Raw genomic sequence first — 15,663 nt, 5'->3', positions numbered from 1 at the left:
CTGCATCTACTACATCAAATAATCGGCACGAAAGCGCGTTTGGAAGGCCTTGCCGGGCAGCAGATCTGGACGGGCGGTTCAGTCCGGAATCGGCAGGTGCGCGATGATGAGCTCGCGTGCTGCCTCGATGTGCGCGACGGTCAGTTCCCGGGCTTGCGCCCCGTCGCGCGTTTCGATGGCCTTGGCGATGTGTTCGTGCTCGTCGGCGTGCTGGGCGAGCGACCTGGGGTCGCCTCGCAGTGCCCGCCAGGAGACCATGCGTGGCAGCTTGCGGTACAACGCGTCGGCCGCCTCGTGCAGCTGTCTGTTGCCCGCGGCCTCGAAGACCATTCGGTGAAAGGTGCTGAACGACTGCTGCCATGGCGCGCCGACGGCCTCGGGGTCCGCACCGTCGCGAATCATCTGCACGGCCCACCGGAAGCCGGCTACCTGGTCCCAGAGTTGCTGGAGCTGCGCATCGGTGATCCGGCTCGCCGCGCGGTAAGCGGCGTGTCCCTCCAGTACCGCGCGAACCTCGAACAGCTCCATGATCTCCTGGACTAACGGGTAACGGACCCGGAACCCGCGGTTGGGCACGCGTTCCAGGACACCCATTGCCTCGAGCCTGCTCAGCGCCAGGCTCGCCGGCGTCCGGCTCACGCCGTAGTCTTGCGCCACCTTCGCCTGGCGCATCCAGGTACCGAGCGGGAACTCCCCGTTGGCGATCCGGTCCGCCAGCGATGCCGTCAGGTCTTCGACGATCTGCACACTCTGCCGCGTGCGGTCGTTGTCCGACATCCTCACCCTCTCCTCGATCATCACTCGCGTATCGACCGTGCCTGCGCTCGCCCTGAGCACCGTAAGTCGACCACACACCACTTTTCATGCAATATGGACTAGATTGCATGCAATTCTATGAAGGGAGTGGTCTTCATGTCCATCTTGATCAGCGGAGCCAGCGTCGCAGGTTTGGCCGCAGCGCAGCGGTTCAGCGCACGGGGCGTCGAGGTCACCGTGGTGGAACGGGCGCCGCAGCTGCGCCGCAGCGGAGCACCGATCGATGTCCGGGGTGCCGCACTCCAAGTGGCAGCCGACATGGGCATCCTCGACGTACTCGCCGCCCATGAGACCGGCGCCGCCCAGCGGAGCGCGTTCACCCACATCGTGGACGAGAACGGCGAGAAGGTCGGCGCACTGCCGACCGAACTTCCCCAGGACAGCCCGGACGACCTGGAGATCTTCCGCAGCGACCTCATCGACATCCTGCATGGGGCGGTCGGCTCGGAGGCCACCTTTATCTACGAGGACTCCATCCAGGAGGTGACCGACACCGGTGACGCGGTGGCGGTCGGATTCGCCAGCGGCCGGCGCGGCCGGTACGAGGTGCTGGTGGGGGCGGACGGGATCCACTCCGGCACCCGGCGTCTGGTCTTCGGGCCGGAGGAGCGGTTCCGGCGGCACCTGGGTGTGTACTACGCCATCCTTTCCCTGCCGGCCGAACTCGGTGCCGACGGAGAGGCCTTCCTGTTCAGCATGCCCGGCCGGTCGGTCTTGATCGCTGATTACGCGGCCCGGACGATGGGCGGCTTCCTCTTCCGTTCTCCGGAAATCGCCTACGACTACCACGACGTCGAGCAACAACGGCAGCTGGTGTTCGACGAGTACTCCTCCGCGCGGGGCTGGAAGGTCGCCGAGCTGCTGGACGCACTCAAAAGGTCCGAAGACTTTTATCTCGACTCGGCCAGCCAGGTGCATATGGACCGGTGGTCGAGTGGCCGGGTGGTGCTGCTCGGTGACTCGGCGTTCGCACCGTCGTTCTTCTCCGGCCAGGGAACATCGCTGGCGATGATCGGCGCCGACGTCCTGGCCACCGCATGGGCCACCTGCGACGGAAACATTGCCCAAGCGTTCGGCCGCTACGAACAGGCGATGCGACCTCAGGTGGACCGCGCCCAGGGCGGCGTTCCACAGGCACGGGACCGCCTCCTGCCTGCAAACCGGGAAGCGATCGAAGCCCGCAACCGGCAGTGGCCCCCGATACTGTGATTGCAGCTTCGCTATTACATGAACTCGCTCATCGGCATTTCAGTACATCGCGGACGCTGAGATGCGGTCCGCCCGTTGATCTTCCGCAGGCCCGCGCCGACCACTTCGGTCCGCGCGGGTCGCGGCGACACGGTGCGTCGACGGGGCTGCTCTGCGCAGGTCACGCCCGTGCTCACTCGTTCGAGAACCTTTGTCCCGCAGGGTTATCGGGTCAGATGAATCGCCGCGGAGCAGACGATATCGTTTGCGAGGCCAGGTGGCGGTCCGGATGTACCAGACGAAGACCGAATCGATGGGAATGCCGACAGCACTTCGGGGATGCGCCCCCTGCTACAGGGGGAACGCGCCGCGGTGCCCCCATCGTCTTCCACATTCGGTCAGGGCCAAGACGCCGTGGCCCTCGACCTGAGAGTCGGCTCCGAGCTCGCCGAGGCCGACGGTCGTACGTTGCGCGATGAGGGCGGCGCTGCGGGTCGGCGGAATATCTATGCCGACCTCGGCGAGCGCGGCCCGTACCCGGCCGACCCAGATCTGCTGCGCCGCATCGAAAGCCGCGTCATCGAGGTCTTGATCGTCATAATCGGGCTGTGCGCGGATCAGCGACAGCATCCGCTCGTGGGGCAGATGGCTGTTCATCAGGCCCCACAACCCGGCAGCATCGGGGTCTCTCAGACCTGCTTCGGCCGCCAACGGTTCACCGACTTCGACAGCGTCTCCGTAGAAATCGTGGTGGTAGTAGCGAGTCAGCGCGCCATGTTCGGCCGCGCACCAGCTCATCCAGTCACCGCAGCCTCCGTTCTGGATCTGCACATACCAGTAAACCGTCCCGAACTCACGGCTCAAATCCACACATCGGCGTTGCTGGGCGTCGTGCTCGTACTCATACTCGTGGTACATCTGTTTCGGCTTGCCGAAGACCAATGTCCAACCGTCGATAGCCGGCGAGACGAACATCTGGCCGCACTGACGGTGGTCGGCCCACCCGCCGAAAAGCCAGTGCCCCGACGGCTTCGTGCGCCGGGTGGACCAGCGTTCGAATCCGGCGCGCATGGTGACCGGCACCGGATCCGACAGATCGAACGCACGCAACACCGCATCGCGGTCGGTGGATCGCAGCGCGTACCACTCGGCGTTGGGATAGAACGATTGGGGGATCTCGGTCCGGGATTTGCTTGCGATCAGCCGGGTGAGTAGGCGCGCGTCACGCGGATCGATCGCATCCCAACCAATTTCAGCGAGCGCCGCCAAGGCCGCGCGCCGCGATCGCAGCCTCGATTGCCGGACTTCCCTCAGGACCGGCACTGTCGCGCGACCGATGCTCGCGAACGCGCCCACAGCCGCAGCGACCACGGACGGGTCCGGATCGTCGAGACTCGTGGCCAGCACACGCGCGAACGGCACCATCGCGGCGCCCCCTAGGCCGAAATCGATGACGCTCTCGCGGCGTTCGCCCGGGTCCTCGTCCAGCAGAGACAACACTCGCATGCGGATTTCGTCGGTGATATGTGTGAATCCGAGCAACGCGCCAGCGCGTTGCGCGCTCTCATCGGCACCGACCACAATCAATTCGGCCAAACCAGGCCACGCCGCGGGGCCGGCCTGCCGCAAGACCGTCTCGGCCTGAGCCCATTCGGCACCTCGCGTACCGTCGCCCAGCACTGCCAGCGCAGCTCCGATATCCAGTGCCCCCATCGACTCCGCGCCCACCATCTACTCCTGACGTCACACTCCGCCTGCCGCAAGCCTCGGCAGGCGATCCGCTCGATCGTATTGGGCGCCAGCGACATTCCCGGCAACCGCCGCCGGGCGAGCATTCGGCCGACCCATCCACCAGGCGGTGCTCCGTCTACGTGCAGATCAAGCGGCTGGACGTAGCTCGTCGGTGACGCGGCTGCACGCCTTCCCGAGGCCGGGGCCAGCCCGGCGCGACCGAGCACCGCCCCGTGGCGTGCTGACCGTGCAGCATGTCATGTCGGCCGCAGGCGTGTGGGGCACCCAGTGGGATGAGGAGGTCACTACTCGACACAGCAGCGTGTATCCGAACCGGCACGTGATCGCGCATCACTGTTCGATTGCTATCGCGCATCAGGACCGGATGGTTGGTTTTTCGGCCCGTAGTCTGGGCCGGGTCCAGCTCGTCCTGTCCGATCGTGATCACGTGGCGTATCCCGGCAGGGGCGCCGCCGACGCAGTGAGGTGGAGATGACCCAGGGTTGGCCGAACTCGTTCGATTCCTTCGACGACATCTTTCAACGCTTCTTCGGTTCCGGTATGAGCGCGCAGCCGCCGGTGCAGCGCATCGATCTGAACCGGCTGCTGAGCGACAACGCCAAGGAGCTGATCGCGAAGGCACAGCAGGCGGCGCGCGACTGGGGCAATGCCGAGGTGACGCCGGAGCATCTGCTGTACGCGGCCACGCAGGTCGAACCCGCGCGCGGCACGATCGCTGAGCTCGATCTCGATCCAGACCAGATCGGCGAGCAGATGCGCGCTGCGGCGGGCAGCGGCCAGGCGTCGGCGACCACGGCCGGCGGGGGTGTCGCGTTGAGCCCGGGAGCGAAGCTTGCGCTGCGCCACGCGCAACGCGGTGCCGCCGAGGCAGGCAGCAGCTACATCGGGCCCGAACACATCCTGCTGGGTATCGCCACGATGTCGGAGACGCCGGCGGCGCAAGCCTTGATGGGCGCCAAACTTCCCGGTGGTGGTTCTTCCGCGCCGAGCGATACCCCCACCCTCGACGAATACGGTCGCGATGTGACCGCGGAGGCGCGCGCGGGCAAGATCGATCCGGTGGTCGGGCGAGCGGAGGAGATCGAGGAGACCGTCGAGATCCTGTCCCGCCGCCGCAAGAACAATCCGGTGCTGATCGGCGATCCCGGCGTGGGCAAGACCGCGATCGTGGAGGGCCTGGCCCAGCGCATCGTCAACGGTGACGTCCCGAGCAACCTGGCCGATCGCCGACTGATCGCGCTCGACGTCGGCTCGCTGGTGGCGGGCAGTAAATACCGGGGCGAGTTCGAGGAACGCTTGACCAAGATCCTCGACGAGGTGCGCGCGCACTCCGACGAGCTGGTGCTGTTCATCGACGAACTGCACACCATCGTCGGCGCGGGCGGCGGGAGCGAGGGGTCCATGGACGCGGGCAATCTGCTGAAGCCCGCCCTCGCGCGCGGCGAGCTGCATGCCGTCGGTGCGACCACCATCGACGAATACCGCAAGTACATCGAGAAGGATGCCGCCCTGGAGCGTCGCTTCCAGCCGGTGATGGTGTCGGAGCCCTCGGTCGCCGACACCATCGAGATCCTGCGCGGGCTCAGCGACGCCTACGAAGAACATCACCAGGTGCGCTACGAGGACGAGGCGCTGGTCGCGGCCGCCGAGCTGTCCGATCGCTACATCACGGACCGATTCATGCCGGACAAGGCGATCGATCTCGTCGATCAGGCGGGCGCGCGCGTCCGGTTGCGCACCCGGATGCCCGATCCGGATGTGCGTGCCGCCGAGGAGGAGCTGGCGCGGTTGCGGCGGGAGAAGGACGCCGCGGTAGCCGCCGAGGACTTCGAGAAGGCCAGGGATCTCAAGTCCGAGATCGAGGCGGCCGAGCAACGGGTCGATGACACCCGGGGCGAGAATCCGGCGACGGTGACGCTGACCGATATCGCCGAGGTGGTGTCGCGGCAGAGCGGAATTCCGGTGTCGGAGTTGACCTCCGAGGAACGTGAACGGCTGCTGCGGCTCGAGGAGGTGCTGCGCGAGCGGGTCGTCGGGCAGGAGGAGGCGGTCGTCGCCGTCGCGGAGGCGGTGCGCCGGGCCCGCGCCGGGATGAAGGACCCGAATCGCCCGATCGGCTCCTTCCTGTTCCTGGGGCCCACCGGCGTGGGTAAAACGGAACTGGCAAAGGCCTTGGCGGAGGCGGTATTCGGCGACGAAGACCGCATGATCCGGTTCGACATGAGCGAGTTCCAGGAGAAGCACACCGTCTCGCGGCTGGTCGGGGCGCCTCCCGGGTACGTCGGCTACGACGACGCGGCCCAACTCACCGACAAGGTTCGGCGCCAACCCTATTCGGTGATCCTGTTCGACGAGGTGGAGAAGGCGCACCCGGACGTCTTCAACGTGCTGCTGCAACTGCTCGACGACGGGCGGGTGACCGACTCCAAGGGCCGCACGGTGGACTTCAAGAACACCATCGTCATCATGACCAGCAATATCGGCTCCGAGGTGATCCTCAAAGCTCCTGCGGGGGACCTGGATTCGATCACCCCGGAACTCATGCGGCGGTTGCGCGAGCACTTCCGGCCGGAGTTCCTCAACCGCATCGACGAAACCATCGTCTTCCACCGCCTCGACCGGGAACAGCTGCGGCACATCGTGGATCTGGTGCTGGACGGGCCGCGGCGCCGGTTGCGCGCCCAGGACATGAGCCTGGACGTCAGCGACGCCGCGCGGGATTGGCTGGCGGACAACGGTTACCAGCCCGAGTTCGGCGCCCGCCCGCTCAAGCGGACCGTGCAGAAGCAGCTGGAGAACCGGCTGTCGACCATGGTGCTCGGCGGGGAGCTGACCGCGGGCAGTACCGTGCGAGTGGACGCCGACGATTCCGGCATCCTGGTGAGTGCGCAAGCCCCGGACGGCACGAGCCGATCCGTCGCCACCGAAACGGCGTCCGCCGGCAGGTGATTCGCCGCCGGCGACTATCGCGACATCGGGTGGCCGGAAAGTTCGACCGCCCGCTTCAGTTCCGCACCGTGTAACCCCCCTCCCTATCGATTGGTGAAAGAACAATTCCGAGAGGGGTATTCGCGATGTCTGTACGTGTTCCAGCGGTGGTGTTGCTGAGTGGGCTGATGGTGGCGGCGGGGGTGGTCACCGGAGGTGCGGCCCAAGCGATGGACCGTCCGTGTGGTCGTGGAGGGTCCGACAGCGGCAAAGGCAGCCTGGGAACACCGTGGACGCTGAAGTCGATGTACGACGACGACGGACCGGCACCGAACCGGCTGGTGGCCGGGGAAGAGTTCGAGATCGCTACCACCGGCGCGGGCCAGCACTGGTCGGTGACCTTCGCCGACAACGGCACACCGTTCTTCACCAATGACGACGACGTGTCGACCGCCACCGGAATCCGCGAGGTGCACCCGAATCCGGTGACGCGCATACCGAATCACATGACGGTCCACGCGATACGTCACGAGACCGGCGAGGTGATCGACGGCGCGGTGGATCTGCCTGCCCCGCCGCCTCGCTGCGGCTGACGGCTCGTCCGTCGGCAGCGGCGATGAGTTCGGCGATCTCTCGACGCGTGGCGGCATCGACCGCCAGCAGCTGCGGTCTCAGGTCGCGCGGTGGCGCGGTGCGCAGTCGCGGTGGCGCGGTGCGCAGTCGCGGTGGCGCGGTGCGCAGTCGCGGTGGCGCGGTGCACAGTCGCGGTGGCGCGGTGCACAGTGGGGATGCGCCACACGGCCCGGTCGTACCGATCGGAAGCGTCCTGGGGCACCATGGTGATCATGGAATTGCGCATATTCACCGAGCCGCAGCAGGGCGCGAGCTACGACACGTTGCTGGCCGTCGCCAAAGCCACCGAGGATCTGGGATTCGACGCGTTCTTCCGTTCCGACCACTACGTGGCGATGGGCGACGCGGACGGGCTGCCCGGCCCCACCGACGCCTGGCTCACCCTGGCCGCGCTGGCCCGCGAGACCCAGCGGATCCGGCTGGGCACGCTGGTCACCGCCGCCACCTTCCGGCTGCCCGGACCGCTGGCGATCCAGGTCGCGCAGGTGGACCAGATGTCGGGCGGGCGCGTCGAGCTCGGCCTCGGCAGCGGCTGGTTCGCCGAGGAGCACGCCGCCTACGGAATCCCTTTCCCCGCCGATAAATTCGCGCGCTTCGAGGAGCAGCTCGCGATCATCACCGGTCTGTGGTCGACCAAGCCGGGCGACACGTTCGACTTCGACGGTCAGTACTACCAGCTGAGCAACTCCCCCGCCCTGCCCAAGCCGGTGCAGGATCCGATCCCGGTGCTGATCGGCGGCCACGGCGCCACCCGCACGCCGCGACTGGCCGCCCAGTACGCGACCGAGTTCAACATGCCCTTCGCCTCGATAGAGGACAACGCCGCCCAGTTCGGCCGGGTCCGCGCGGCCGCCCAAGCCCGCGGCCGCAACCCCGACGACCTCGTCTACTCCAGCGCCTTGGTCGCCTGCGTCGGCGCGAACGACGCCGAGGTGGCCCGGCGGGCCGCGGCGATCGGGCGCGAGGTGGACGAGCTGAAGTCGAACGGCCTGGCCGGCTCGCCCGCCGAGGTGGTCGACAAGATCGGCCGCTACGCCGAGATCGGCACCCAGCGCATCTACCTGCAAATCCTCGACCTGTCGGACCTCGACCACCTGGAGCTGATCGCCGACCAGGTGCAGGCGAAGCTCTAGCCGCGGAGCCGAAAGCCACGCGCGCGGCGGCGTCGAAGCCTACCTTGGTGGGCATGACGCCGCTGCAGCGCTATATCGCGGAGGAGATCGCCGCCGATCACGCCGACGGCCTGCTGAATCGGCGCGAGGCGCTGCGGCGGCTCGGCCTGCTCGGGTTCGGCGTTCCGGCGGCGGCCGCCTTGCTGGCCGCGTGCGCGAGCGAGCAGACCGAGCCGCCGGTCACCACCCAAGCCCCTTCCGCCGCAACACCTTCGACGCCGCCGGGGATGAGCACCGCGCTAATGGCGACGCCGATCACCTTCGCGGGACCCGGCAATCGCGAACTCCAGGGCGCCTGGGCGGCGGCCGCACAGCCGCGCGGCGGCGTGCTGGTCGTGCACGAGAACAAGGGCCTGACCGACCACATCCGTTCGGTGACAGGACGATTCGCCGGAGCGGGGTACTCGGCCCTGGCGGTGGACCTGCTCTCCGAGAAGGGCGGCACCGCCGCGTTCACCGACCCGGCGCAGGCCACCGCCGAGTTGAGCAACACCCCGCAGGAGCAGTTCCTCGCCGACCTGCGCGCGGGCCTCGACGAACTCGGGCGGCGGGTGCCGGGCGGGAGGCTCGGCACGACCGGCTTCTGCTTCGGCGGCGGCCTGGTCTGGCTGCTGCTCGCCTCGGGCCCGTCTCCCCTCGACGCGGCGACGCCGTTCTACGGCCCGTTCCCCGACAAGGGCGACCTGTCCGCCGCCAAGGCCGCCGTGCTGGGCATCTACGCCGAGGCGGACGCCCGCGTCGGCGCCACCCGCCCGGCCGCCGAGGCCGCCCTCCAACGCACCGCCGCGCCCCACGAGATATGGGTCGCGCCGAACGCCGACCACGCGTTCTTCAACGACACCGGGCCGCGTTACGCGCCGGCCGCCGCCGAGGAGGCATGGCGGCGGGTACTCGCTTGGTACGCAGCGCATCTGGGCTGATCACCAGGTAGCGAGGTAGTCCTGGATCGGGCCCGGATCCGCGGCGACCACGCCGATGTATCCATCGGGACGGACCAGCACCAGCGTGCCGGGGCCCGCCGGATCGATGTCGTAGTTGCGGAAAGCCGCGCTGTCGCCGACTTCGAGCATCTGACCCCGAACCCGCTCGCCTTGCGCGCCAACTATTTCGGCGACCGCCCGGTCAGTCTCCGCACCGAATCCGAGCACCGTGAAATGCGTCCCGCGGAACAGATCGAAGAGGGTGGAATCACCGCACCGAGCGTCGGGAGCCCGGTCTCCGGCCCGCACAGTGCCCGGCTTCTCCCGCGCGTCCACCGCCAGCGGTCCCCCACGATAGTTCACCCTCAACTGGAAGATATCCGGCGCCTCGTGCCCCGGCTCGGCGTCGCGGAAGTCGCGCCGATGCGACCGGGTCGTCACGTCGAGAACCCGCGCCGCGATCGGAAAGCGCTCCGCCTCATAGGTATCCAGCAGCGCGTCCGGCCCGCCCGACAGCACGGCCGCCAGTTTCCACCCCAGGTTGTAGGCGTCCTGCACGCTGGTGTTGAGCCCCTGCCCGCCGGCCGAGGAGTGCACGTGCGCCGCGTCCCCGGCCAGGAAGACGCGGCCGACCCGAAACTGGTCGACCATGCGAACATTCACGCGATACACCGAGATCCAGTGCAAATCGAACAGCCGGATGTCCGAGCGACCGGACCGCTCGTCCAACAGCTTCTGCACGCCTTCCAGCGTCAGCTCCGGCACCTCGTCCGTGGTCATCGAGGCGACGAACTGGTAATACTCCGTCCCGGGCATCGACCACAGCGAGAAGCGTTCCAGCACATCGCCGGTCGTGAGGATGTGGCAGTAGTCGCCGGTCAGGCCCTCGGCCCTGACGTCGCCGATCAACGTCCGCTCCGTCTCGAAGGTCTCGCCCTCGAACCCGACGCCGAGCGCCTTGCGCACGAAGCTGCCGCCGCCGTCCGCGCCGACCAGATATTGCGCGCGCAGCCGCTCGAGCGCGCCGTCGCGGCGCAGCGTCACCGTGACCCCGGTGTCGTCCTGCTCGAAATCGACCACCTCCGTGCCCAATTCGAGGCGGCCGCCGAGTTCGAGCAGCCGGTCGCGCAGCAGTTCGTCGGTGCGCCACTGCGGAAGCAGCCACACGTCCGGATAGGGCACGCCGTGGTCCCGCTCGAGCGGCGCGACCCCGAGCATCTCGTGCAGCGTGCGCGTCCATCGCACCTCGGTGTCGGCGTACATGCGGAACGACGGAAACGGCGCACCGTTCGCGAGCACGTCCTCGATCAGGCCGAGATCGTCGAAGACCTCCAATGTCCTGGGCTGCAAGCCTTTTCCGCGCGAGCCGACGAACAGCTCCGTCGCCTTGTCCACCACCAGGCAGTCGATCCCGCGCCGCGCCAGGTCGCAGCCGAGGGTCAGCCCGGTCGGCCCCGCTCCGACGATCAGCACGGGCAGCTCCGTTGTCGTCATTTATCTTCCTTCGTCGAGAATGTCCGGGTGAGGATCGGCAGCAGCAGCTCGTCGACCAGTTCGGTGAGGAACGCCCGGTCGAGCGGCTCGCCGAGGAACATCCGGCGCATGATCTGCCCCTCCGAAACCTGGTGTGCCAGTTCGGTCGCCGTGCCCTCGGGGAGCTCGCCGCGCGCGACGGCGCGATCGACCACGGTGCGGAACGGGCCGAGGTCCTCGTCGGCGACGTGCTCGCGCAGCGCCGCCCCGAGCTCGGCGTCCACCCGCATGGCGTGCATGAGGCCGGTCATCATGGTCACGTAGTGGTCGTCGACCTGCGCGGTCAGGGCGAGCAGCGCCGCGATCAGGTCTTCGCGCACCGTCCCTGTGTCGGGGATGTCCGCGACGTACGCGGCGTCGTGCGCGTCCATCGCCGCCTTCACCAGCGCGGGCTTGCCCGGCCACCGCCGGTAGATGGTCGCCTTGCTCGCCTGCGCCCGCGCCGCGACGGCGTCCATTGTCATTGCGGCGTAACCGATCTCGCCGAGCAGCTCGATCGTGGCCGCGAGTATCGCCTGCTCGCGTTCCGCGCCCCTGATCACGATCCCTCCAAGTGAACGGTACGGTTTCGTTCACTTCGACGATAGCGGAGAACGAACGGGAGGACAAGCGGAATCAGGCGGTTCGATCGCCGAGCGCGACGTCGCGGCAGGCGGCCAGCAGCGGTTCCAGCCGCTCCATGGCGTTGTCGCGCACCGCGAGCACCGTCGGCAGCGCGAGCACGCCGGGCGTGCACACCGGCAGGAAGGCCACCCGGCTGCTGCGCAACAGCCGGGCGTGCGGCGCGTAGAGCACGGTCCAGCCGGCGGCGCCCGCCCCCAGGGCGGCCAGGGTGTCTTGAATGGAGATCTGCTCGGGGCCGAAGACGGGCTCGAAACCCGCCTTGGCGCAGGCGGTCAGCACGAGATCGTCGAGCAGCGCGTTGTTCAGCCGGTTGGTCAGGTAGAGCGGCAGCTCGGCCAGCTGGGCCAGATCGACGCAGCGGTCGGTGGCCGACGGGTGGTCGGCGGGCAGCGCGACGACGAGTTCGTCGTGCCAGACCGGAATCTGGCGCACGCCCTCCGGCGCCGCCACCTCGCCGCGCAAAAACGCCGCATCCCACTCGTGTTCGGACACCTTGCGCAGCCGCTGCCCGAGCGCCGCCGACGTCAGCTCGACCTTCACCCCCGGCGCGTGCCGCTTGAGCGCGACGAGCAACCGCTCGAGCCGCTCGCCCATGCCGCGGCTGGTCCCGATGCGCAGCACGGTCGGCGGGGTCAGGAACTCGGCCACGCTGGTCCGGGCGCGGCGCTCGGCGGCCAGCACCTTCTTCGCGGCAGGCAGGAACGCCGCCCCGGCTTCGGTGAGCCGGACGCTACGCGGCGACCGTTCGAACAGCACGACACCGAGCTCGCGTTCGAGCCGGCCGAGCTGCTGGCTGACCGACGATTGCACAATCATCAGTCGCTCCGCCGCGCGGCCGAAATGTAGCTCCTCGGCCACCGCGACGAAATACCTCAGTTGACGAAGTTCCATGACCTCAGCGTGGTTCGGGGACAAGACTGGGGTCAGGCTACCGCTCGTGGCGCGCGGTCTACCGATGCGGCCGCATCCCGCGCGCCGCGTGCACAGGAATATCGTCGGAGGTGCTCGCGTGAGTTATCCGGAAGTCAGGTCTGCGCGGCGTCGCATCGCCGGTGTCGCGATCTCCGTCATAGTGGCCCTCGGCGCGCTCGCGGGATGCGCGAGCGACCGGCCGGAGCCCTCCCCCTCGACCGTGCGCAGCACGGCGCCGAGTAAACCGGCGGGCTCGCCCGATCTCGGCGCGGCGGAGGAGATCGCCCAGGGCATCGACGCGCCGTGGGGCCTGGCCTTCCTGCCCGAGGGCGACGCGCTGGTGGCCGAGCGCGACAGCGGGCGCGTGCTGCGCATCGGTCCCGGTCACGCGCCGGAGCAGGTCTATCGGGTGCCCGGCGTCGTCGCGGGCGGCGAGGGTGGGCTGCTCGGCTTGGCGCTGTCGCCGCAATATGCCGAAAATCGGTACGTCTACGCCTATTTCACCGCCGAGTCCGACAATCGGCTCGTGCGATTCCGGTTGGACGGAACGCCCGAGCTGCTGTTCGACGGAATCGCCAAGTCCAGCATCCACAATGGCGGGCGGATCGCGTTCGGCCCGGACGGCCTGCTGTACGTCGGCACCGGGGACGCGGGACAGAGTGCGCGGGCACAGGATCCGACGAGCCCCAACGGAAAGATCCTCCGACTCACCCCGGAAGGTGAAGCAGCGCAGGGCAATCCGACGGCGGGATCGCCCGTGTACAGCGTCGGTCACCGCAATGTGCAAGGCCTGGCCTGGGATCGCGCCGGGCGGCTGTTCGCCGCGGAGTTCGGGCAGAACCGGTTCGACGAGATCAATCTGATCGAGCCGGGCAACAACTACGGCTGGCCGACCGTCGAGGGCATCGGCGGCGCCGATCGCGGCTTCACCGACCCGCTGACCACCTGGACGACGGCGGAGGCCTCCCCCTCGGGCCTAGCGATCGCCGGGGACACGCTGTACGCCGCGGCACTGCGCGGCGAACGACTATGGACGGTGCCGCTGCGCGACGGCGCGGTCGGCCAGGCGCGAGATGTGTTGCGCGGCAGCTACGGACGACTGCGCACGGTCATGGTCGCGCCGGACGGCGCGCTGTGGCTCACCACGTCCAACACCGACGGACGCGGCGACCGCAGGCCCGGTGACGATCGCGTCCTGCGTTTCCCGGCCCGGTAGCCGTCGACCCGCCGCCCGCCGGTCCACCGGCCACCGACCAACGGTCCACCGGCCCAACGGTCCACCGGTCCACCGGTCCACCGACCAACAGTCCACCGGCCCAACGGTCCACCGGCCCACCGGTCCACCGGCCCACCGGCCCAACAGTCCAACAGTCCACCGGTCCACCGGTCCACCGGGGTCCACCGGTCCACCGACCAACGGTCCACCGCCCACCGCTCAACGGTCCACCGCCCACTGGTCAGCGGCCACCGCCCACGATCAGCAGCCCGCCGCACCCGGGTCAGCCGAACACCGGCACCACGACCGGCCGGCCCAGCCGCCACACCGCATAGGTCAACGGCACGCCCGGACGGTAAGCCAGATGCGTAACCGACGGCGCGTCGAGCACTTGAAGATCCGCGCGCGCACCGACACGAACGACGCCGACGTCGTCGCGGCGCAGCGCCCGCGCGCCGCCCGCGGTCGCCGCGTACACCGCCTCGGCCACCGAGAGCCCCATCTGCAGGACGGCCGTGGCGACGCAGAAGGCCATCGAGGTCGTATACGAGCTCCCCGGATTGGCGTTGGTGGCCAACGCGACCGTCGCCCCCGCGTCGAGCAGCGCGCGGGCGGGCGCGAGGCTCTGCCGGGTGGACAGGTCGCAGGCGGGCAGCACGGTGGCCACGGTGTCGGAGGCGGCCAGCGCCTCGATGTCGGCGTCGGTCAGGTAGGTGCAGTGGTCCACGCTGGCCGCACCGTGGCGCACCGCGAGCTCGACCCCCGGCCCCTCGCCGAGCTGGTTGCCGTGCACGCGCAGGCCGAGCCCGCGCTCGCGCGCCGCGCGCAGCACCCGTTCCGACTGGTCCCGGTCGAAAGCGCCTGTCTCGCAGAAGACATCGGCCCAGCGCACGTGGGGCGCGACGGCGTCGAGCATGTCGCCGCACACCAGATCGACGTACTCGTCGGCGTTCGCGCCGGGCGGGACCAGGTGCGCGCCGAGAAAGGTCACCTCGTCCGCGGCGGCCGCGGCCAGGCGCGCCGAGCGCAGTTCGTCGGCCACGCTGAGCCCGTACCCGGTCTTGGTCTCCAGGCAGGTGGTGCCCTGACGGCGGGCCTCGGCGATATGCCGGGCGAGGTTGACCGACAGCTCGTCGTCGGTGGCGGCTCTCGTGGCGGCCACGGTGGTGGCGATGCCGCCCGCCCGGTACGGCCGCCCCGCCATCCTGGCCTCGAACTCGGCGGTGCGGTCGCCGGCGAAGACGAGGTGGGTGTGGCTGTCGACCCAGCCGGGCAGGGCGGCGCGGCCGTCGAGGTCGATCTGCTCGTCGGCGGCCGGGGCGGCGCCGGCGGGGCCGATCCAGGCGAAGCGCGCGTCGTCGAGCACCACCGCCGCATCGCGCAGCGGGCCGTCCCCGGTATTGGTGGTGAGCTCGGCGATGCCGGTGATCAGGGTCGACACAGGGCCTCGATCTCCTCTCGCAACACGGTTTCCGGATGGTCCACCCGCAGGTGGCGGCGGTCGGCGACGACGGGGCGGCCCGCGACGAGCACCGAGCGGACGTCGCTCGCCGTCGCGGCGAACAGCGCGGCCGCGGGCGCGGTGCCCGCGGTGCGGATCGAGTCGAGGTCGACGGTGACCAGGTCGGCTGCGGCGCCGGGGGCGATGCGCCCGGCTTCCGGCCAGCCGATGGACGCGTGATCGGTTGCGGCGCGATACAGCTCGGCCGGGGTGAAGCGGCCACGGGCGCGGGCGGCCAGGCGCTCGCCGAGTTCGAGCGCGCGCCACTCCTCGAAGGCGTCGATCACGGCGTGGCTGTCGGTGCCGAGGCACAGGCCGACCCCGGCGTCCGCCAGCGCGCGGGCCGGGCCGATGCCGTCGCCGAGGTCGCGTTCGGTGGTCGGGCAGAAGCACGCGCGGGTGCGGCTTTGCGCGAGCAGGCCGATGTCGGCGTCGGTGAGGTGGGTCGCGTGCACTGCGACCGCGTCA

General features: G+C 69.3%; 13 protein-coding genes. 6 read left to right on the top strand and 7 right to left on the bottom strand.

Features of this window, described 5'->3' with window-relative positions; genetic code table 11:
• Nucleotides 1-78 precede the first annotated feature (78 nt).
• Entirely contained in the window at nt 79-777 is a 699-nt protein-coding gene (locus ON39_RS45885) for a GntR family transcriptional regulator (protein ID WP_169335883.1), read from the bottom strand.
• 135 nt (nt 778-912) lie between these two features.
• Between ON39_RS45885 and ON39_RS14170 the strand changes: the two genes are divergently transcribed.
• Nucleotides 913-2,025: an FAD-dependent monooxygenase gene (locus ON39_RS14170; RefSeq protein WP_040734516.1), complete on the top strand. Its 1,113-nt coding sequence runs from the start codon at nt 913-915 to the stop codon at nt 2,023-2,025.
• A gap of 330 nt (nt 2,026-2,355) precedes the next feature.
• Here ON39_RS14170 and ON39_RS14165 read toward each other — a convergent pair whose 3' ends face one another.
• Nucleotides 2,356-3,735, bottom strand: a complete 1,380-nt coding sequence (locus tag ON39_RS14165) for a hypothetical protein (protein ID WP_157195462.1) — start codon at nt 3,733-3,735, stop codon at nt 2,356-2,358.
• 492 nt (nt 3,736-4,227) lie between these two features.
• Here ON39_RS14165 and ON39_RS14155 point away from each other — a divergent pair, with 492 nt between their 5' ends.
• The 4 genes from ON39_RS14155 (at nt 4,228) to ON39_RS14140 (ending at nt 9,409) form a co-directional block, all read left to right on the top strand.
• Nucleotides 4,228-6,705, top strand: coding sequence for an ATP-dependent Clp protease ATP-binding subunit (locus ON39_RS14155; RefSeq protein ID WP_040734420.1), 2,478 nt, complete (start codon nt 4,228-4,230; stop codon nt 6,703-6,705).
• A 125-nt stretch (nt 6,706-6,830) separates the two neighbouring features.
• Nucleotides 6,831-7,277 carry a hypothetical protein gene (locus ON39_RS14150; RefSeq protein ID WP_083894435.1) on the top strand — a complete coding sequence of 149 codons (447 nt, stop codon included), beginning with the start codon at nt 6,831-6,833 and terminating at the stop codon, nt 7,275-7,277.
• A gap of 252 nt (nt 7,278-7,529) precedes the next feature.
• On the top strand, nt 7,530-8,450 hold the full coding sequence (locus tag ON39_RS14145; protein ID WP_040734512.1) for an LLM class F420-dependent oxidoreductase: 921 nt from the start codon (nt 7,530-7,532) through the stop codon (nt 8,448-8,450).
• 53 nt (nt 8,451-8,503) lie between these two features.
• Nucleotides 8,504-9,409, top strand: coding sequence for a dienelactone hydrolase family protein (locus tag ON39_RS14140; RefSeq protein WP_040734419.1), 906 nt, complete (start codon nt 8,504-8,506; stop codon nt 9,407-9,409).
• Here ON39_RS14140 and ON39_RS14135 read toward each other — a convergent pair whose 3' ends face one another.
• The 3 genes from ON39_RS14135 to ON39_RS14125 form a co-directional block, all read right to left on the bottom strand.
• On the bottom strand, nt 9,410-10,888 hold the full coding sequence (locus ON39_RS14135; protein WP_174412526.1) for an FAD-dependent monooxygenase: 1,479 nt from the start codon (nt 10,886-10,888) through the stop codon (nt 9,410-9,412).
• 11 nt (nt 10,889-10,899) lie between these two features.
• Nucleotides 10,900-11,484: a TetR/AcrR family transcriptional regulator gene (locus ON39_RS14130; protein WP_051186597.1), complete on the bottom strand. Its 585-nt coding sequence runs from the start codon at nt 11,482-11,484 to the stop codon at nt 10,900-10,902.
• 73 nt (nt 11,485-11,557) lie between these two features.
• The gene (locus ON39_RS14125; RefSeq protein ID WP_040734416.1) at nt 11,558-12,457 is read right to left on the bottom strand and encodes a LysR family transcriptional regulator; all 900 of its coding nucleotides are present in this window, start codon (nt 12,455-12,457) and stop codon (nt 11,558-11,560) included.
• A 118-nt stretch (nt 12,458-12,575) separates the two neighbouring features.
• Between ON39_RS14125 and ON39_RS14120 the strand changes: the two genes are divergently transcribed.
• Entirely contained in the window at nt 12,576-13,694 is a 1,119-nt protein-coding gene (locus tag ON39_RS14120; protein WP_051186596.1) for a PQQ-dependent sugar dehydrogenase, read from the top strand.
• A 283-nt stretch (nt 13,695-13,977) separates the two neighbouring features.
• Here ON39_RS14120 and hutI read toward each other — a convergent pair whose 3' ends face one another.
• Both hutI and ON39_RS14110 read right to left on the bottom strand, forming a co-directional pair.
• Entirely contained in the window at nt 13,978-15,135 is a 1,158-nt protein-coding gene (gene hutI / locus ON39_RS14115) for an imidazolonepropionase (RefSeq protein ID WP_040734415.1), read from the bottom strand.
• The coding region (locus tag ON39_RS14110; RefSeq protein WP_040734414.1) for an amidohydrolase family protein at nt 15,123-15,663 on the bottom strand (541 nt) is incomplete at its 5' end. The genes ON39_RS14110 and hutI, both read right to left, overlap by 13 nt.

It is taken from the genome of Nocardia tenerifensis NBRC 101015, from assembly GCF_000308715.1.
Classification (GTDB): Bacteria; Actinomycetota; Actinomycetes; order Mycobacteriales; family Mycobacteriaceae; genus Nocardia; species Nocardia tenerifensis.
The sequence above is the reverse complement of the archived record's forward strand: the minus strand, read 5'-3'. Positions and strand labels throughout refer to the sequence as shown.